The organism is Bacillus sp. RC51, from assembly GCF_044908115.1.
Taxonomy (GTDB): domain Bacteria; phylum Bacillota; class Bacilli; order Bacillales; family Bacillaceae_G; genus Bacillus_A; species Bacillus_A mycoides.
Genome location: NZ_JBIYCW010000005.1, coordinates 147,496 through 167,975, shown reverse-complemented (window position 1 = coordinate 167,975; position 20,480 = coordinate 147,496). Strand labels below are relative to the sequence as shown.

General features: G+C 36.6%; 17 protein-coding genes and 1 pseudogene. 3 read left to right on the top strand and 15 right to left on the bottom strand.

The window, feature by feature from the left end; translation table 11 throughout:
* Positions 1-94: 94 nt before the first annotated feature.
* Entirely contained in the window at positions 95-844 is a 750-nt protein-coding gene (locus ABH959_RS13070) for a (S)-benzoin forming benzil reductase (protein ID WP_113936061.1), read from the top strand.
* Positions 845-879: 35 nt separating this feature from the next.
* On the opposite strand, the pseudogene ABH959_RS13065 reads toward ABH959_RS13070, so the two are convergent.
* The 6 genes and pseudogenes from ABH959_RS13065 to ABH959_RS13040 all read right to left on the bottom strand — a co-directional run bounded on the left by ABH959_RS13065 (position 880) and on the right by ABH959_RS13040 (position 7,398).
* Positions 880-1,712, bottom strand: a pseudogene (locus ABH959_RS13065) (GNAT family N-acetyltransferase).
* A gap of 66 nt (positions 1,713-1,778) precedes the next feature.
* The gene (gene argH, locus ABH959_RS13060; protein ID WP_404492681.1) at positions 1,779-3,287 is read right to left on the bottom strand and encodes an argininosuccinate lyase; all 1,509 of its coding nucleotides are present in this window, start codon (positions 3,285-3,287) and stop codon (positions 1,779-1,781) included.
* A gap of 101 nt (positions 3,288-3,388) precedes the next feature.
* Positions 3,389-4,498 (bottom strand): serine hydrolase, encoded by a 1,110-nt coding sequence (locus ABH959_RS13055; protein WP_113936064.1) that lies wholly within the window; start codon positions 4,496-4,498, stop codon positions 3,389-3,391.
* Between the two features lie 117 nt (positions 4,499-4,615).
* Positions 4,616-5,548: a nucleoside hydrolase gene (locus ABH959_RS13050; protein WP_043313738.1), complete on the bottom strand. Its 933-nt coding sequence runs from the start codon at positions 5,546-5,548 to the stop codon at positions 4,616-4,618.
* A gap of 134 nt (positions 5,549-5,682) precedes the next feature.
* On the bottom strand, positions 5,683-7,116 hold the full coding sequence (gene panF, locus ABH959_RS13045; protein WP_404492680.1) for a sodium/pantothenate symporter: 1,434 nt from the start codon (positions 7,114-7,116) through the stop codon (positions 5,683-5,685).
* Positions 7,117-7,119: 3 nt separating this feature from the next.
* Complete coding sequence (locus tag ABH959_RS13040; protein ID WP_002014357.1) at positions 7,120-7,398, bottom strand: YhdT family protein; 279 nt, start codon at positions 7,396-7,398, stop codon at positions 7,120-7,122.
* Between the two features lie 272 nt (positions 7,399-7,670).
* Here ABH959_RS13040 and dhaS point away from each other — a divergent pair, with 272 nt between their 5' ends.
* Positions 7,671-9,155 (top strand): aldehyde dehydrogenase DhaS, encoded by a 1,485-nt coding sequence (gene dhaS, locus ABH959_RS13035; protein ID WP_002066470.1) that lies wholly within the window; start codon positions 7,671-7,673, stop codon positions 9,153-9,155.
* Positions 9,156-9,205: 50 nt separating this feature from the next.
* Here the strand turns inward: dhaS and fabG are convergent, their stop codons facing one another.
* Positions 9,206-9,946 carry a 3-oxoacyl-ACP reductase FabG gene (gene fabG / locus ABH959_RS13030; protein ID WP_113936065.1) on the bottom strand — a complete coding sequence of 247 codons (741 nt, stop codon included), beginning with the start codon at positions 9,944-9,946 and terminating at the stop codon, positions 9,206-9,208.
* 133 nt (positions 9,947-10,079) lie between these two features.
* On the opposite strand from fabG, the gene ABH959_RS13025 reads away from it, so the two are divergent.
* The gene (locus ABH959_RS13025) at positions 10,080-10,229 is read left to right on the top strand and encodes a YfhD family protein (protein WP_404492737.1); all 150 of its coding nucleotides are present in this window, start codon (positions 10,080-10,082) and stop codon (positions 10,227-10,229) included.
* Positions 10,230-10,303: 74 nt separating this feature from the next.
* Here ABH959_RS13025 and ABH959_RS13020 read toward each other — a convergent pair whose 3' ends face one another.
* The 8 genes from ABH959_RS13020 to ABH959_RS12985 form a co-directional block, all read right to left on the bottom strand.
* Entirely contained in the window at positions 10,304-12,157 is a 1,854-nt protein-coding gene (locus tag ABH959_RS13020; protein ID WP_404492678.1) for a terpene cyclase/mutase family protein, read from the bottom strand.
* Between the two features lie 102 nt (positions 12,158-12,259).
* Positions 12,260-12,685 (bottom strand): divergent PAP2 family protein, encoded by a 426-nt coding sequence (locus ABH959_RS13015; RefSeq protein ID WP_000447809.1) that lies wholly within the window; start codon positions 12,683-12,685, stop codon positions 12,260-12,262.
* Between the two features lie 80 nt (positions 12,686-12,765).
* A complete protein-coding gene (rarD, locus tag ABH959_RS13010) occupies positions 12,766-13,707 on the bottom strand; it encodes an EamA family transporter RarD (protein ID WP_002014350.1) in 942 nt (313 codons plus the stop codon).
* 105 nt (positions 13,708-13,812) lie between these two features.
* Positions 13,813-14,061, bottom strand: a complete 249-nt coding sequence (locus tag ABH959_RS13005; RefSeq protein WP_000871335.1) for a DUF1294 domain-containing protein — start codon at positions 14,059-14,061, stop codon at positions 13,813-13,815.
* A 73-nt stretch (positions 14,062-14,134) separates the two neighbouring features.
* The gene (locus tag ABH959_RS13000; RefSeq protein WP_002014348.1) at positions 14,135-14,269 is read right to left on the bottom strand and encodes a hypothetical protein; all 135 of its coding nucleotides are present in this window, start codon (positions 14,267-14,269) and stop codon (positions 14,135-14,137) included.
* A gap of 57 nt (positions 14,270-14,326) precedes the next feature.
* Positions 14,327-17,689 carry a tubulin-like doman-containing protein gene (locus ABH959_RS12995; protein WP_242310414.1) on the bottom strand — a complete coding sequence of 1,121 codons (3,363 nt, stop codon included), beginning with the start codon at positions 17,687-17,689 and terminating at the stop codon, positions 14,327-14,329.
* An 83-nt stretch (positions 17,690-17,772) separates the two neighbouring features.
* Positions 17,773-19,869: a vWA domain-containing protein gene (locus ABH959_RS12990; RefSeq protein ID WP_002128472.1), complete on the bottom strand. Its 2,097-nt coding sequence runs from the start codon at positions 19,867-19,869 to the stop codon at positions 17,773-17,775.
* Between the two features lie 255 nt (positions 19,870-20,124).
* Positions 20,125-20,463: a VOC family protein gene (locus ABH959_RS12985; RefSeq protein WP_002185202.1), complete on the bottom strand. Its 339-nt coding sequence runs from the start codon at positions 20,461-20,463 to the stop codon at positions 20,125-20,127.
* Positions 20,464-20,480 lie beyond the last annotated feature (17 nt).

Sequence of the window (20,480 nt, the reverse complement as noted above, 5' to 3'; positions counted from 1 at the left end):
GTAAAAAGTGCTCTATACTATAAAATGTAGACAAACTATATAATGTACGTTGTCCAACAAAATTCCACATATATGGAGAGGAGTTTACTACACTATGCGCTACGTTATCGTAACAGGAACTTCACAAGGTTTAGGTGAGGCAATCGCCGTGCAATTGTTAGAAGAAAATACAACCGTTATCTCTATTTCTAGGAGAGAAAATAAAAACCTTACAAAACTCGCAGAGCAAAACGACAGCAATTGTATTTTCCATTCCATAGATCTTCAAGATGTACATAATTTAGAAACTCATTTTAACGAAATCTTTTCATCTATTCAAAAAGACAATGTCTCATCGATTCATTTAATTAATAATGCAGGCACAGTTGCACCAATGAAACCTATTGAAAAATCAGAAAGTGAACAATTCATTACGAACGTTCATATTAATTTAATCGCACCGATGATCCTTACTTCCACTTTCATGAAACAGACGAAAGACTGGAAAGTAGATAAACGCATTATAAATATTTCATCTGGTGCAGGAAAAAATCCTTATTTCGGATGGGGAGCTTATTGTACAACGAAAGCCGGTGTAAATATGTTTACACAGTGCGTAGCTACTGAAGAAGTGGAGAAAGAATATCCTGTAAAAACTGTCGCTTTCGCACCTGGTGTTGTTGATACAAATATGCAAGCACAAATTCGTAATACAAATAAAGAAGACTTTATTAACTTAGATCGATTCACCGCATTAAAAGAAGAAGGAAAGCTACTGTCACCTGAATATGTTGCGAAAGCTATTCGTAACTTACTAGAAACTGAGAATTTCCCGCAGGGTGAAGTAATTCGAATTGATGAATAACAAAGAGGCACGCTATAATAGCGTGCCTTTTCATTCTATTTCTCTAAAAATATGAGTACAGACTCCATCATCTTCTCATAACCAATCTCTTGATAAATTTTATTTGATGTTGGATTTGCCAGGTCCGTATATAATGTCGTTGTTTTGTAGCCTTCATCTAACATACGTTGACTAAGTGCAGCGACACAACTAGATGCGTACCCTTTTTTCCGAGCTTCTTTCGGTGTATATACAAAATTAACTGTTATATTGTTTGTAGTCGGTCTCGTTTTTGCAGCTACAGAAACAATCTTCCCGTCTACTTCTAAACCAAATAGACGATGATTAGTAATTAATGTATGAGCAGTTTGTTTCGCTTCTTCTTTCGTAGTAGGAAGCTTCACATCTTCGCAAAATTGATATATCCACTGCTCTATTAATGTTAGCTCATCACTACTTACTTCTCGAAAGATTCCATCTCCGTTCCACTTTTTCTTTACTTGTTTTAATTCATATATCCCTTGCTCCATTGCAACATTAGTTTTCTTATTCTCTAACACTGCAATCTCTTCCGCTAATTTCTGTACGATTTTTTATTACCAATCAATCCAGGAATATTTGGATATACTTTCGTTAACTCTTTTGCAAGTTCCTTAATAGCTACTGCCGAAATCTCAGACGTAGCAACAATTATTTGTTTCTTTTCTTCTGTTTGAAGAAATACAGCTGCAATTTCTTCCCCTTGTTTTGCTACTCCTATAAATATCGGTTCTTGGAACATTTGTAATACACCTAATATGAGATTATTTTCCTGCTCATTCTTCTCTAAAAATGGTGTAACCTCTTCTGTAAAATTAAGAATCTCTTCATATACATGTAATTGAATCATCGACAATCTCTTCTCTCTATTTATAGTTTCATTAAGTATTGGCGATTAATTCATTAAATCCCTCTTTTACGATTCAATAATATTCGAAGCTAACGTATTCAAATCATTTTCAGCTTGTAAAATTCTTTGTTTTTCCTTTTCAAATACCTCTTCTTCTTTTTGAAATGACTCTTTTCGATTTTTAATCATACGCTCCATCTCTTTTTTACTCGGTCCACCATATACATTTCTTTTTTGAATAAAAGCTTCTGGTGATATAATTTCTTTCCACTCTTCTTCTAATAAATTTACTTTCAAATTTTCTTGTAAGTATACATTTATGTCTTTGAAATTTAATTCATGTAACTCCTTTTTCTGCTCCAATGACATATTCGCAATCGCACTTGCTGCATGATGTGCATGCCGAAATGGTATTTCATAGTTTTTTGTTAAAACATCTGCGAAATCTGTAATCGTAATCGCGTGTTTATATGAACGACTTTTTAACGTTTCCTCTTCTACTTTCATCGTTCGAATAACTGCGTTCATCATACAAAAAACACGAATCGCCTTTTCGATTCCTTTATATAAATACGGCTGCAAGTCATCCTCCGTATCGACAATATCGCCAAATGGTGTATTATGAATCATTTGAAATACAGTAAATGCTTCCCCTAAAGCACTACTCGTAATAGCACGGGCATGTTCTATTGAAACAGGATTTCGTTTTTGCGGCATAATACTACTTATTTGCACATATGGCTTCGCTACAGTAATCCCATCATATTCTTTCGTCGCTAATAGTAAAAAATCATGAATCCACCTACTCGTATTCGTCATAATTACCATTAGTAACGAGCTAACTTCTAATAAATAATCCGCTCCAGCAACAGCATCATATGAGTTCTCAATTACATTTGTAAACCCAAGTAACTGTGCCACTCGTTCTCGCTTAATTGGGAAGCTTGTTGTAGAAAGGGCAGCTGCCCCCATTGGAGAATGATTTAAAAGATGATACGCTTTTTTCATTCTTTCTAAATCTCGTTGCATCGTATCGTAAATTGCCAAAACATAATGACCAAATGTTGTCGGCTGCGCTGGTTGGGTATGTGTATACGCGGGCATAATTGTTTCCATATGTTCACCGGCGAGCTCCAGCATACTTTCTTGCAGCAATAAATGATGTTCCATTAACCGCAATACAAATTGCCGTAAACTCATGCGATACATCGTTACACCCATATCATTTCTACTTCTACCGATATGCATATTACTTACAAATTCACACTTTGCTTCTTGAGAAAGCAAATGTTCAACTAAGAAAAAAAGATCTTCATGCTGCTCCGTATATAATAATCTCTCCTTGGGAATTGCCTCTACCTTTTTAAGTGCTGTTAGTATAACTTTAGCTTCTTCTCTTTTCATCAACTTTTCTTCAGTTAACATAATAATATGTGCCCTATGCACTTGAAACATATCTTTCAATAAATAATTGCGTTGAAAATCAAATACATGCTGTAATACACAATCCACATATGTTTTCCCAGGGAAATCAGCGCCTTCACTCTTTATAAACTCTTCTTTACTCTGTTTCATCACCTTTTCCCCTCTCACCTAAGTATTACTACCCATCATACCCAGGGATGGCAAAAAAGTGCTTGTACGTAAAAATAAACTCGGTGCTTATAGCACCGAGTTTATTTAATAAAAGTCGCATCATACTTATCACTTTGCAACACTTGGAAATGTAAATTTGCTAAGTGTTTACGTATTTCAGCACTGTCATCTTCATTTAAATTATTTGCTAAGAAAACAATTTCTGTACAGTTTCCGCGTTTATCCATTGCATAAACTGCTTTAGTTACCGTCCATGGTGTATAACCATTCTTTTGTCCAGCATGCCTGAATGTTTTACGATATTTCTTTGCGCTCATATCTGTTTCAACGATATTCGCCCACACTTTTTCTTCAGCTTCTGTAAGACCACCCTTATGATTTGCCTTTTGAAGTAATACCATATAATCATTTGCCGAAGCAGCAGGCAATCTATCCGACCAAATTTTGTCGTATCGTTCCTCTAAATAAAGAGGAATTTCCTTCTGTAATAATGGTCCCTTCTTTTTTAAGCGTTCATGAATAATCATGGCATACTCTCGATATTGCTCTTGGGACATTTCTTTTAACTTTTTCTCTATTTTATATTTTGGAACATGTAATTCTTTATGCAAATATCCTGGAATATATAATGATGAAACAATCGGAAATAGTGGTTGGTGTGCAGGGAGCGATAAGCTTTGTAAATTTCGATTAATGTTATCTAGCCCTAACAATTCCATTAAATATTCAGTATTTGCATTTGAACTGAACTTAACCATTCCTTTTGCAACTTCTTCTAAAGAAACCGCTCCTTCAGTTATCTTCCCTGTTTTTTGCAAATAATTTTGCCACCTGTCTTGTGCACCACCATCTGTATTTGGTACATAATAACGATTCACATCATTAATTGAGACGAAACTATACGGATCAATTTTCCCTTCGGTAACTTGTTTCGTATATTCAAGCGCCACAATTAATTTCATCGTACTAGCAACTGGCAATACAACATTTGGATTTACAGAATAAACAACTTTATCATTTCTCTTTACTAGAAGCGCGCTATTTTTTTCATCTTTATGTTCTTCAATAAAGGATGCTATATATTCCGCATCATCATTATTTGAACTCCACACTTTTTTCACTAAAAAGTTACCTGATATTAGCAAAACAAAAATACCCACAACCACTGCGCATACTATAGTTTTTTTCAAGTAAAATTCCTCTCCTATTGTGTAACTCTTCTCTATTTATCTTTTAAAAACAAAATAATGGAGATGATTATTTAAATAATCATCTCCATTATTTTAACTTGTATGTTCCTATTATGTCTACGTCATAATTTTCACAAAATCCTCTAGAAACTTTTTATAATGTAAAGACCAGCCAATTTTAACCCAATTTTTCAACGCTTTTGCTTCAGGTTGCGGGCGAAAATCAGCGATACTTTCCCCTTTCGCAACTCCAACCGTATCTACATCAACACGACGATACACGTAATCTAAAAGAGATGGATTTGCCGCTACCATCATTGTAACAACGTCATGTACTGGACTACCTGTTATTTTGGGATTTAACTTTTTATAAGCTTTATAATAATACGTAAATATCGGTTCGATTAACTTATTAAAACTTGTTTTAGAGTTTTTCGTAATATATTTTACCATCTCTGGTGTAATAATTGCTTCGGATGTAACGTTAAGCGGCACTACTGTCACATTTTTTGCGTTTTGCATAACTAATTGTGACGCAATAGGATCACCATGAAAATTCGCCTCTGCGACTGGTGTAACATTTCCAGGCATTAAGAACGCACCGCCCATTATATAATATTCTTTCACATACTTCATCATCGGTTTTTCTAAAATAAAAGCTGTTGCCAATGTTGTTGACCTACCAGCATCAACAATAATTAATTCTCCTTTATACTTTTCAAGAATATCGAAAAATGCACAAAAGGGTTTTATATTTGGTGAAAAAGCTTTTGGGGGTTTAATAGGTCCTAAGCCATCTACGCCGTGAATTTCTGGATAATACGTCACAAAATCACCAGACAAAGGTATTTTAGCACCATTAATAACAGGTATATCTTCCCTGCCAGCTATTTGCAATAAATACGCCGCATTACTCGTCGCCTTTTCCTGCGTTACATTCCCATATCCAGTTACGACTCCAACGATATCAATATCAGGATGCAACAATCCATACATAATTGCTAAAGAGTCATCAATTCCTGGGTCTCCTAAAAATAATATTTTTTTCATAGACCTCAACTCCATCCCATCAATTGTTATTACTTTATGAATACATGACGGAATACAGAATGAAAAAGATAAATTTTGTATAAACAAAAAACGTAGGAACTTCATATTAGAAGTTCCTACGTTTTTCTATATTTTTATGCTACTTTTTTCATCGTAACCATACTACCAATTATATAAGAGATAAATGCAAAGCAAATCGGGAAAACAACTGTATGTATACCGAATGGATTAGGGTAGCAAAGGTGAATAAACATATAGGAACCTACTCCAACTAAAATAGATGCGAGAGCTCCAGTTGCATTTCCTTTTTTCCAATATAAACCTAACACAATCGGCCAAATGAACGCTGCTTCTAAACCACCGAAAGAAAATAAATTTAACCAAATTAAAAAGTCTGGTGGCTTAATAGCGGCAGCATATACGAGTAATCCTACGATACCAGTAATCAATAGGCTACCTTTCTTTATCGTACTATCCGCGGCATCTTTATTTATATAGTTCACATATATATCTTTAATAATTGACGAACTTACAAGTAATAATAATGAGTTCACAGTAGACATTATCGCTGCCATTGGTGCAGCTAAGAAAACTCCAGCTAACCAAGGTGGCAACACTTCCATCGCGAGTAGCGGCATTACTTTATCTGGTACCGTTATGCCTGGAAGGACTACTCTTGCAAACACACCTGTTAAATGCATACCGATCATAATTGTACCGACGACAACCGTTCCAATGATTAATGCTTGGTGCATAGCTTTTGAATTTTTATAAGACATAGCACGCACACTAATTTGCGGTAATCCAACGACACCAATCCCAATTAAAATCCAAAATGATGTGACATATGATTTCGTTAAACTTCCATCCGCTCCGAACGGTGTTATTAGATTCGGATTAATTTGAATAAGTTCCTGCATAATCTTTTCAACTCCGCCACCAGCAATGACAGTAGCAATTAAAATGATTGTTGTTCCGACTAACATAATGATTCCTAATAACGTATCTGATAAAGCGACTGCACGAAATCCACCAATTAATACGTACACAAGTACAGAAAAAGTAAATAAAAATAGTGCTGTTGTATAAGATAAACCCGTTAGTGATTCAATTAATCGGCCACCGCCGACCCATTGAGCTACTGTTGCTGAAAATAAGAAGATAATAATACATAACGCTGAAAGTATAACAACTGCTTTATTATTGTATCTTCCCTTTAAATAATCGATAAGAGTAATGGCTTCCATCTTTCTAGCGATAATAGCAAACTTTTTACCAATAACCGTTAAAACGATATATCCTGTTACAACTTGAATCGCTGATAACAGCACCCATCCAAGACCCATATTGTAAGCAATACCAGGCCCGCCGATAAAGCTACTTGCACTACCGTACGTAGCAATCATCGTCATAGCTAATAATAAGCCACCAAGTTCACGCCCACCAAGAAAATATTCTTGTAAAAATTTATTATTAGCGGTTGCTTGTACACGTCTTGATGCATATACACCAATTAAAAACACAACGATAAAAGAAATTATCATTGGGATTATTACATACCAATTCATCTATCATTCCTCACTTTTTTCTTCCTCATCGAGTGAAATATCTTGAAATAAAAAACGAACAACTAAAATAAGCAAAATAACCATTACGATAAATCCAACGATACAGCTATAAAAAAACCATGCTGGAAAACCTAATACATATGTATATTCACTCGGATCCTTACTTCCAAGCCCATAAGCAAATCCATACCATATTATAAAATTAATAATAGCTAATCCAAGACCAATTAACGCTTCTCTATGGGCAACTCGAAAGCGCGGATCATCATGATAATTCTTCATTTTCCCCCTCCTCTCACGATGTATAATTGTACCATTGTTCTTCTAGTTTTTCCTACTAGAAAGCAAAAACAAGCAGGATTTTTTATAATCATATAGAAGACCCTCTTACATTACATATTTTTTACAATTGTAACACAAATGAAATTTGAATTTTCAGCATTTGTTAATTATGATTTAAATTAGAGGCTTTCCATCTAGTTCCTACATCCTTGATTTCGGAATAAACGCCGTCTCGTACTGCGTTTAAATTATATTTTCAAGGGGGTTATACAATGAGTCAACTAGCTGTAAATCTTCATGAAAAGGTAGAGAAATTTCTTCAAGGCACAAAGAAACTATATGTGAACGGATCGTTCATTGAAAGCGCTTCCGGAAAAACTTTTAAAACTCCTAACCCAGCAACTGGTGAAACACTCGCTATCGTTGCTGAAGCTGGTCGCGAAGACATTCATAAAGCTGTGGTAGCTGCTCGAATGGCTTTCGATGAAGGTCCTTGGTCACGCATGAGCACTGCTGAACGCAGCCGTCTTATGTACAAGCTCGCTGATTTAATGGAAGAGCATAAAGAAGAGCTCGCACAGCTCGAAACGTTAGATAACGGAAAGCCAATCCGTGAAACAATGGCGGCAGACATACCACTTGCAATTGAGCATATGCGCTATTATGCTGGCTGGGCGACGAAAATTGTTGGTCAAACAATTCCTGTTTCCGGTGATTACTTTAACTATACACGCCATGAGGCTGTTGGTGTCGTCGGTCAAATTATCCCTTGGAACTTCCCACTTCTTATGGCAATGTGGAAAATGGGAGCTGCGCTTGCTACAGGATGTACAATCGTTTTAAAACCTGCAGAACAAACTCCACTATCCGCTCTATACTTAGCTGAATTAATTGAAGAAGCTGGATTCCCGAAAGGTGTTATTAATATCGTTCCTGGATTCGGTGAATCAGCTGGACAAGCACTTGTTAATCATCCACTCGTTGATAAAATTGCATTTACTGGTTCTACTCCAGTCGGTAAACAAATTATGCGACAAGCATCTGAATCATTGAAACGTGTTACTTTAGAGCTTGGCGGTAAATCACCGAACATTATTTTACCAGACGCCGACTTATCTCGCGCGATTCCTGGTGCACTTTCTGGTGTTATGTTTAACCAAGGACAAGTATGCTCTGCTGGATCACGCTTATTTATTCCAAAGAAAATGTATGATAATGTCATGGCTGATCTCGTCCTCTATTCTAAAAAACTAAATCAAGGTGTCGGTCTTAACCCTGAAACAACAATCGGTCCTCTCGTTTCCGAAGAACAACAAAAACGTGTAATGAGCTACATTGAAAAAGGGATTGAAGAAGGCGCTGAAGTACTTTGCGGAGGAAGTAATCCATTCGATCAAGGCTACTTCGTTTCTCCTACAGTATTCGCTGACGTAAATGACGAAATGACGATCGCAAAAGAAGAAATTTTCGGTCCAGTTATTTCTGCAATACCTTTTAACGATATTGATGAAGTAATTGAACGTGCAAATAAATCACAATTCGGCTTAGCGGCTGGTGTGTGGACAGAAAATGTTAAAACAGCACACTATGTTGCAAGTAAAGTACGTGCTGGTACTGTATGGGTAAACTGTTATAACGTCTTTGATGCAGCATCTCCATTTGGAGGATTTAAACAATCTGGCCTTGGCCGCGAAATGGGATCTTACGCGCTGAACAACTATACAGAAGTGAAGAGCGTTTGGATTAACTTAAATTAACGAGAAAGAACCTGACCTACTCGGTCAGGTTCTTTTCATTATGTATTCATTTACACTTGCAACCCACCGCTCACATTTAATACCTCTCCTGTAATGTAAGAGGCATACTCTGATGCTAAAAAGGCAGCTGCGTTTGCAATATCTTCCGGCGTTCCGATTCTTCCAACTGGAATCGCTCCAACCATTTTCTCTTTTACTTTATCCGGTATTGTTTTTGTCATATCAGTATCCATAAACCCTGGACAAATCGCATTACACGTAATACCAAAACTTCCAACCTCTTTCGCTGCTGTTTTTGTTAAGCCTACAACCCCTGCTTTTGTAGCCGCATAATTTGCTTGTCCAATATTTCCTTCCCTACTAATAGAAGAAATATTAATAATCCGTCCATACTGTTGTTGTCTCATATAAAGAAGTGCTGGCTGCATACAATAAAAAACGCCAGTTAAGTTCACTTGTAATACTTGTTCCCAAGCAGACTTCTCCATCTTATGTAACATTGCATCTTTTGTAATCCCAGCGTTATTCACTAAAATATGTAATGTACCAAATTTTTGCACCGCATATTCAATTAAAGACTTCGCTTCATTTTGATTACTCACATCACATCGATATAAACTCACATCATACCCTTCATCTGATAATTCACGTGTCGTTTTTTGTAGCTTCTCTTCATTTACATCACTAATTAATACTTTGGCCCCTAGTTTTGCAAACACTCGTGCGATTTCTTTTCCAATCCCCTGCGCAGCACCCGTTACAACAGCTGTTTTCCCATTCAACAAGTCCATCTCTATCCCCCATTTCTATTAGTTATATTGTATATTTCGGCTCTATGCTTTCCAAATCCTCTTTGTATAAAAAAGTCTATTTGTGTCAAACTAACTTTGCAACACCGCATAAAACACAAGGAGATTGTGTCGAATGAAAAAAAAGAATGTAAATCGAAACAAAGCTGCCGATGGCATTGATGTTGAGTTCGCTCGCGAACTCGCTGACCACAATGACTTAGAAGCAAACGCACGTGCAAATGCCGCTGATGCACGTCAAAAATGCCAATCAACAGAAAAATAAGGCACTACAACGTTCCTTATTCTTTTCAACAGGGACCTACTACCCATCAAAATAAACCGAGAGTATCTCTCGGTTTATTTTCTATATTTCTTTACGTAGTGCGCTAAAGCAAGTAACGGATATATATGCCCATAACTATGATAGCGAATATAAAAGCCCCCCGGTAACCCTGTACCAGTAGGATATTTTTCATTCATAGTAGACTGCGCAAGCAAATATGAAATTCCTTTTCGAATAATCGGTGTTTCTTGATCGTAGTAAGAAATGAGTGCATCAAGTGCCCACGCTGTTTGTGACGGTGTACTAAAAGGTAAAGAAATAAATTTTTTCTCTACACTACTTTGACAGGATTCTCCCCACCCTCCGTCTTCATGCTGCAAATGTTCGAGCCATGAAGCTGCTTTTTTCAACGATGGATGAATAGAAGGCACTCCTAATGCACGTAAGCCTGTCATCGTTGCCCATGTCCCATATATATAACATATCCCCCATTTTCCATACCATGATCCATTCTGTTCCTGTACATCCATTAACCATTTGATAGCTTTCTTTTTTTGCTCTTCAAGCAATTCATTCGGTGCATACGTTCCGAATAATTCTAACACCCTACCTGTAATATCTGGTGTGGACGGATCGGTTATCATATCACTCGCATTTTCAATCGGCAAATTCGATAGTAACTTGCTCGTTACCCCTCGTTCAAAAGCTCCCCAGCCTCCATCATTGTTTTGCAATCCTTTTACCCATTCCACACCTCTTCCCCACGCATCATCTACTCTATCATTCCCTCTACTTCGCGCTAACGCTCTAAGGGCAGCTGTAGTATCGTCTATATCAGGGATCGTCGTATTAACATCTGAAAATCCCCAACCGCCAGCTACAAGTGATGATGCATGTACGCTCCAATCTACCTTTTTAGTTTGTTGTTTTTGCAATAAATACTCCGTCGCCCTTTGAATCATCTTATTTTCATTTGTAACTTTAGCTTCTTGCAATGAATAGCTAAGTAAAGCGGTATCCCATACGGTAGAAGGAGAATTTTGCAAATGACTTCCTCTGTCCATCTTCCATATATAAGATTTTAATCCTGTCACAGCTTTTTCAATAATTGGAGACTGAATAGAGTGCCCTAATGCAAGCAAAGCATAAATCATATAAAACGTAGCACTGGCGTAACTATATAATGTTCCATTTTCATCTATACGCTCCTTCATAAAGCGCTCTACTTCTTCGTATCCTTTATGATGTAACGATAATGGATAAGATATTACCTTTTTCACATCACCTAAAAACGATTGAAACAGCGGAGACCGCTCCTCTCGAAACCATTGTCCACCCCCGCCTGCAATATGATTTAAATTTGGCAATAACTTTTTCTCTACACGGAATCTCTTATTCATACAAATCATCATCGGAATTAAATGTATACGCGCTGAGCTACTTAGCCCAAATATACTGAGGGGGGAGTCATTTTGTAAAAATAAGATTGGCGTTGGAAAGTGAAAAAGCGCAGGAAATTCATATTCTCCATGAATCGCTAATAAAAATTTCGTCATAAAATGAGCACGAGAAACTCCCCCGTGTTCCTTAATAAACATTTCAGCTCGCCTCATATTCATATCTTCTTTCGAATATTTTTCCGAAGCAAGTAAAGCAGCATATGCTTGAATCGTCGCGGATAAATTCCCTCCCATTTCATCTTCGTATAATTTCCAAGTCCCTTCATTTGTTTGAAGAGATGCTAACCTTTTCACAAACGGTTCTATTTCGTCATTTCGTCCTAATAATTTGAGTAAAAAAATCATGTGACAATCCGTTAGCAAAGCTCCTTCAAAACAAAATTGCCACGTTCCGTCTTGCCTTTGCATCGTTTGAAGTGCAGTCGTTCTCCGCTCTATCTCCTCATGCACTTTGTCATATAGTAGCACACCGCTCACCCACCTTTTCTAAGTCCGTATACGATATTCGAAAACTCATCTAAATATGTATGAAAACAAAGAAAAGCAGAACGTGTATTACACACATTCTGCTTACAAACAATACCCAACCCCGACAACAATTCCTAATAGTGCACCAACAACAACTTGATACGGTGTATGTCCAACGAGCTCATTTAACTTTTTATATTCTGTTTGTCTACCATGAAAAAAATCATTCAATATTTTCGCTTGCTTACTTACCGCAAGCCTTACTCCTGAAGCATCGTACATAACAATAATGGCAAAAATAGCGGCAACCGCAAATATTGGACTCTCGACACCTTCCACCACTCCGACACCTGTAGCAAGTGCAGTAACAGTCGAAGCATGCGAACTTGGCATTCCACCTGAAGCAAAGAACTTAGCAAAATCAAACTCGCCTGTTTTTATTAATTTAAAAACGACTTTCGTTAACTGTGCTAAAAACCAAGAAATTATAGCTGCTATAAGTGGATCATTATGTAAAATTGTTTCCATGTTTTTCAGCTCCTCACTGACTATAATGGAATTTCTATATAATATAAGTATAAAGAAAAATGCGTAGAAAATACTACGCATTATGATACTTTTGCTGATTTATTTTTAATAAATTTTGGTTGCTTCTGTAGTAGAAACTTTGTTTTCGCCATTGAAAAGACAAATAAAGCAATCCATATACAGAAAAACGCAATCATATGAGTAGATGTGAAATGTTCACCAAAAACGAACACACCTAAAATTAAACTAATAGTCGGCGCGATGTATTGTAAAAACCCTATCATATAGAGCGGAATAAGTTGTGCTCCTTTAGCAAAATAAAAGAGTGGTAACGCTGTAACAATACCTGCCCCTATTAAAAGAAACGTTGATATTGCCGAAATAGAACCGAACGAACCGAAACCATGAACTCCTGTCATAAACAAATATATAAGTGCAAATGGCGTCACTAACATCGTTTCCATCGTAAGCCCAATTGTTGCATCATAATTTAATAATTTTTTCGTTAATCCATATAATCCAAATGAAAAAGCAAGTGAAAGAGAAACCCATGGAATTGATCCGAAACGTATCGTTAAAATAACAACGCCTAATCCAGCTAAACCAACCGCAACATATTGCCAAAAATTAAGTTTCTCTTTTAAAACAACTGTACCAAGTAAAATACTTATAAGTGGATTAATATAATACCCAAGACTTGCTTCGATTACATGGTTATGATTTACGGCCCATATGTATACAAACCAGTTTCCACTAATAAGTACCGAAGCAATTGTTAATGACATTAATAATTTAGGTCGTTTAAAAAGGGCCACTAACTCCCCACCAAACTGACGAAACCTCTTCGTTACTCCTAAAACTAACAACATAAAAACAAATGCCCAAACGATGCGATGCGCTAATATTTCATCTGCCGGTACTTCCTCCACCCATTTCCAATAAATCGGAAGGACTCCCCACATCGTATACGCACCTGCTGCATATATAATCCCCTGCTTTTGCTCTGCTGTTTGACTCCCCATCTTCCTTTTTCTCCTCTTCTCTTTTTTTCTTCATTATAAAGTCTCACATGCTTACTTTACCAATATTCAATCTGCATTTCTTTCGACATTCCTCTTGCAAATCCTTTATATGTATAAAAACACTCCTACTGTTATAATAACGAGCACTGGAATACCGAAGACAAATTTACTTTTATGTGTCTTATGATGAAACATATACATACCAATCCAAGCTCCAACCGCTCCTCCAGCTGCAGCTGATAAAAACAACGTACTTTCTGGCGTTCTCCACTGCTTTTTCTTTGCTTTTCGCTTATCAAGCCCCATCATACTAAATGCTATAACGTTAATAATAATAAAGTATATCCATTTCATCTTATTCTCTCCCTTAAAAAATTCGCTTTATTGTAACACGAAAAAACCACGCAGGCGAGTAGCCTGCATGGTTTTATAATTCAGTCTCTTGATTTTCTTGTTCTTTCTGTTCTTCCATTTGTTGTTCAGCGATTTCCGCTGAAATCATTCCATAATAAATTTCTGGATATAATCCAAATATTTGATATACACTTCCTAAAAATGGCATCGGAATCCCTCATTTCTAAAGTTGTATTGTCATTCTTAAGGATTCCCTTTTCACTCATTATACATTCGTTTTTGGCACTTCTTCTTCATCGGGAACATGTAATACATTTTGCCATTTTTTATAAGGCGCACTATTTGGATCCACATACCCTTTCGCATATGAACGATCCCACAATTGTTTCATAAACATCTCTTTCTCTTTCTTCGCAACCATATCTGCACCTGTTCCGTAATAGTTTTGGAAATACAGCTCAATTTCATCAAGGAATAGCCTTAACAAATCGTCAGATGTTTCTTCTAACGTCGGGTCATATTTTGCCTCACGGTCATACATTAAAATCATATCTAAAATATTATGAACATGCTCTTTACGGAGCCATCTTATATCTTGAGCGCCTAATACAAATGCATGTGTATATAAATGTCCACCTTGTATCATTGCCTTTTCTTGTTCTTCTTCAAATCGTGACAAGATGTTTTCATAAATAAACGGATTATGAAGCAATGCTCTGTGCAACTTATAACTTTCACTTGAAATATTTTTCCCCATCGACTGAATTAAAAAGCTACGGCCAACACCATTATATTGATACACGAATTGTCCATCAACAGCAACTAAGCTAATCCAGCGATACATATACGCGTATAGAAGAGCACGATTACATTTGTCGTAATCTAACTTCGTTTGCGTTGCATTCAAGTCTGGCATAAAGGCTGGTAAGTGCCAATATTTATCTAAATGCGGCGTCAAACTAGATTTTTTACTATTTAATTTGTTCACGCGGCGATAATACGATTGAAAATAATCACCTTTATCGTTCATAAAACCATTCGCAATATGTCCAGATGAAAGCTTAGGAAAATCTTGTAGCGATAATCCGTAATGAGCACGATAACAAATCACTTCAAATGGTGAAAACGCCTCGTTTACCGTATCTTTTTCTTTAAACATTTCTTGCAATAACTCTTCTTGCAATTCTTGTTTTAAAGATGGATGTACGCCCCAATATTGTAATTCTCTATGATGAGAAACTTTCGGAACGAACGGACTTGCTAAATGGAAAAGATCTTCAATTTTTTCACGAACGTATTCATCACGATCACGCTTCTTGAAATCTGCTTCTTTTCGCAATGCTTCAACGATATTAAGCTCTAATTTGTCACGATAGCGCACTTGAAGTTCGTCATAACAATAACTCAATATATGTTCACGATAGAAGTCTTCCACCTTTTTCGACTGAATTTCTTCGGCTTTCGCATCACGACAATATTCCCCGTACAAGCTCATATAAATTTCGGACGATATATCTTTCGGTAATACACCTAAATTTAAATGTTGCTGCATATCTTGCCAAATCTTTTCTTGCAATTTCTCTTCAGCTAATACGTATACATTCGTCGGGTTCGTTTTCCCCTCAAATTCCTTGCTTCGCTTTTGGATTTCAAACAATAAATTTTCACGTGTTTCGTATAAATTATCAAAGAATCTTTCCCAATATTGAATCATTTTATCAACTGCTTGGTATAGCGATTGATACACGAGTTCTAACAACATTTCTTTACGATACTCACTTAATTTGTGTACGTACTGCGTTACAATATCTTCAAATTCTTTTTTAAACAAACGCTGCTGATTATTAATCATTTTTCCAAACCAGCCTTGTTGCTGCGCAATTTCAACGCGGCGAACAGCCGTTACAGTTCCATCAATATTACTCACATTAAATTTCTTATCGTAGTTTTGAATTAAATTACGCTTTTGTTCATTATTTTCATGTAGTCGATTCATCTTCTCTACTAACTGCTTACGAATTTCATACAGCATAAAACGTGCTGCAACTGGATGAACTGGATCCGTTTTCTTTAAAAACCATGTATTTAATTGGTAAGACTGTCCTTCTGAGCCACTCGGTGTAAAGCGGTCTGATTCGATCATGTCATATAAAAGGGTAGTAACATGCTCATGTACACGGCTCGGAATGGCATAAGCATATAAACGAACCGCATGATCAACTCTCGCTACTTCCCCCTTCATTTGTTCCATCATTTTAAGCTTCGCAGCCGATATTTTGCACTCATGCTGCAGGCGGTTTAATTCCTCATCTTTTTGCACTGTACGGTGTACGTAACTCTCTACAGCATCTAAAAACAATTTTGATTTTGCAACACCGAGCTTACCACCCTCTGCCCCTTCACGTGTTTCATGGTACATTTGTCTATAAAAAATATGAGCTTGTTCTGGCCGAGTAGCAAGATGCTCTAAGTCTTCTAAATAACTTTTCCCGCGCTCTGGCTTTTCACGCTGCATACCACGTTTGACATCTTGGTCGTATCTTTGCTTTTTTTCTTGAAACAGTTGATCTAAATGAAGCCAAGATTCATCTAAACCTTGCACCGCCCATTTTAAAGCACAGTATTTCAAAACGTGCTCATACGGATAAATAAGTTTTGCCGTTCCTGCTCCACAATATCTCCCTTTCCCACTCGATTCTGCCAATTGCTGAATTTGATTATCTTCTTGTGCAAAATGATTTGCAGACATTGGACTAAATAACTGTAAATAAATCGTATTTGCCATTTGCTCCATATAATCCGATAAATTGTGCAAATGGTGCCCATGTAAATTTTCATAATCATATAAGAAACAATAATTGTACGGTAAATGATGCTGCTTTATCGTATGGTTTGTTCTTCCGTCCTCATCCACTTGATCAGGACGATATTCTAATTCAATCGTTACGCCGCCTCGTTTTGATAATTCACCAGTCGATCCAAGCGTAATAGCGTGCAACTCTTTTAACGATGCATAACCATTCGCTTGCACAGTTTCAAACTCTTTCGCACTAACCGTTCTCGTCTTAACTAAAACATCTGGCATTAAAAACGCACCGCGAATTAAAATGTTATGATGCTGCAATTTCTTCCGGAGCATCTCACGCAAATATAATGCGATTTGTAAAAACATCCCTGAGCCTGTTCCGCCGGCTAGTGATGTTACAATAATGACACGTACACCATATTCCGTCTGATCACTTGTAACTGGAAAAATCTTCTCGATTTCTTGCCAAAACGATGTGAGTTTATCTTCTTTCATCGCAGCACGTAACGCTAACCGTGAAATGACGCGTAACTGTCCAGCCCCTTCTGTTAACGGTTTATCGAGTATAGTCGGGTCCATCGGAAACCACTCTGGAATCGTTGGATCTCCCGCAATATACTCTCTCGGTGTTTTACTCGAGCTCGTTTGCGTCTTAAACTTCCGAATATGATCAAATTTACTCAATGTATTCACATCTGTATCAAATACATGCATCGCTACCTTTTTACGACGCTCCTCAGGTAATCTTTCATATATTTGATGTGTGACAGTACTACCGATTCCACCTAAGCCAATTAAAATTGTTGGAACTTGTAATGTCATGTGAACCACCTTCCTATTCTTGCTTGTTTGAAAAGAAGAATAAAGAGAGCCGGGCCTCCTCCGCCCCTCTTACACCCTATCTACTATTCACATTCGTACCGGTAAATCTCCTTACCATATCCTCTATCAATTACTAAAAGTTCATTTGGATACAACGTCTTATGCTCCATTCCTACCTCTTCCTCTGTTATAAACATCCCATCAATAATCATCCCAACCACTTGCGATTCTTTCGCTACAAATATAGATTTCGATCCTTTTTTCGCTATTAATGTTACAGATTGCACAGTCTTTCTTTCTGCTCGGAATGGAATGCCAAAATAGTGCTTCCACCATTTATTTTTAAGTAACTCTGGTTCAGATTGATAAAGCCAATCTTTCGCTACTTCTTGATCCCATTCGTAATATAGTAATGCTTTCCTATGAAATCTCGGACGAACAATCCATCCTAAAATAATAATTCCTACTATTAAAAGTAATAAAGTGATAGGAATTACAAATTTAAAAATGAGCGCATACTTCTCAAAAAACGGCGCATTTTCAATGTGCAGTACGATCTTTTCCTTTACTTCTTGTAATGTTGAATCATTGATCGTGATGGTAGCCTCTACGGTGCCGGTATCTGTAAAATTGAATGTGTCGGAGTAATAAGGTCGAGGATAAACATAAACTTGACTACCATGCTGTTTTAATTCATAGTTGATCGATTGATTCGATGTGACACCAGTAGATTTTAATAGTTTCTTTACAGCCTCTTCTGTCATCGGTTTACCATTTAACTGGGGCTGTAAAATAAATGGTTTACTATTTTCTAAATTTGTTACCTTTTCTTCATAATCTTTCGTAACAGCTTGAAGTGTTAATTTTGGTTTTTCAGCTGGTTCAATCTTGAATTCTTTCGTCTGTCTATAAAATCCCTTTATATTCATATGGACTTTCCCGCGTACTAACGCTTTACCAACCTGTGTCTCGTAATAAAACACATGTCTTTTATCATCCCACTTCATCGGATACTGCTTTCCATCTATTTCTACTTCTGCTTCGAAATAAGAAGTTTGAATTGGTAATTCAGTAGGTTTCGCTTCAATAACAGCTGTCACACCTTCATACATTTTCTCAACATTTTTTCTATCTTTATCATCTTTGTCGTACGTAGAAACAGTATAATTAAGCGCTGGTTCAACAAGTACTTGTAATCCCTCTTTCTCAATGTCCTGATCCACTTCTATCGTATATGTCCCTGGCTTAATCACTTCCTGGTTCGCTGTACTTACATGCACTATATTTCCGAATAATTTAGCTTCTCCTGGTGCATGTATAGAAAAAGAAGACTGCAATTGTAACGGTTTGGAAAGTTGCATAACTTTATAATTAGACAAAGAAGGTGATTGTCGTACAAGCGTCATACGCTTTAATGGAAACGGTGTTGTAATCTCTACTTTTTTCCCTACTATTTTCGTTTTGACAATCGACTCAACAGAAGAAAATGGATCACGATTTGCAACTAATGCTGCCACTTGATTCACACTTTGTACAATACCATCCTCACCGCTAGACGGCATGACAACTCCATTCATTTCTTTTTTCCAAATCTCTTTAAACGTATTTAACTGCAGCTTCTCTTGCTGCCCTAAATCCTCTTCCATCGTGATTAAAACTGGATGTAAAGAGATCTTTTTCGAATCCATTTCTTTCTTAAACTGCGCTAACTTCTGTGTAATTTGTTCTTTTCCGCCAATCTTATCTTTCTCCAAATCATTAAATGCCCCGTCAGTTAATACAATAAGCCAAAATTCACGTTTCCCATCTATATCTGCTTCCTTTTTTATAGATTGCATCGCCGTTTCTACTGCGCTAAATGGAGTATTTAAATATGTTTTCCACGCCCCAATCCCCTCAATTTCTGTTTGCCTTTGATCCTTTGTTAATGAAATGTTTAATGGAGCATCCGGCTTACTCATTGGAACGTAAGAAAATTTATCTTTCTCATCTAATAGCGCAACTAAACTTTGCAAGGCGTAATTGGCATACTTCCAGCGATCGTTATTTCTCATGCTGCCCGAATCATCATATACAAGTGAAACGACCCTTTCCTTTGCCTCCTCTCCTTTTGCAAAAACTGAAAAAGGTAAACATATAAATAGAAACAGCATGAACGTGGCACAAATTCGAATTTTCATGATGAGGCTTCGCCACCTTTGTAGACAAATTCCTATGTTTAAATTTATGAGAGGAAACAAGATATATGACTTGTATTTTAGGACAACGAACGCACCTTAACTTTATTATGTAAACATATATATAACTTGGTAATATTCCTTCTAGCATTTTCTATCCAATTATATAGGTAAAAAAGCCTGTTTAAGCTCCACCCTTAAAACAGACTTTTCCTACTTTTAAAATTGAAAACTCTTAACAAAAAGTTTGATTTTTAATCAGCACATCACTTCAATTGTATATCCTCCAGGTGCTTCGACATAAAACGTATACGCATGTGCATGTTTAGGCGGTTCGACTGAAAATCCGTCTTTCTTCAATCTTTGATTAATTTTATTAACTTGTTCTTCATTTTTTTGTGGAAATCCTACATGAAATGTTTTTGGATAATGAACTTCTTTTCCCTTCATTAAGGTTAATATAAACCCATCATTATCACGCATAACTGCGAAGCCATTTCCCGTTGTTCCACCACAAGTTAAACCAAAATACTTTTCTAAAAATTCTCTAGCAGCTGTTACATCTGTAACTGTTAAATTAAGATGATTAATTTTCAATTCACTCACCTTCTTTC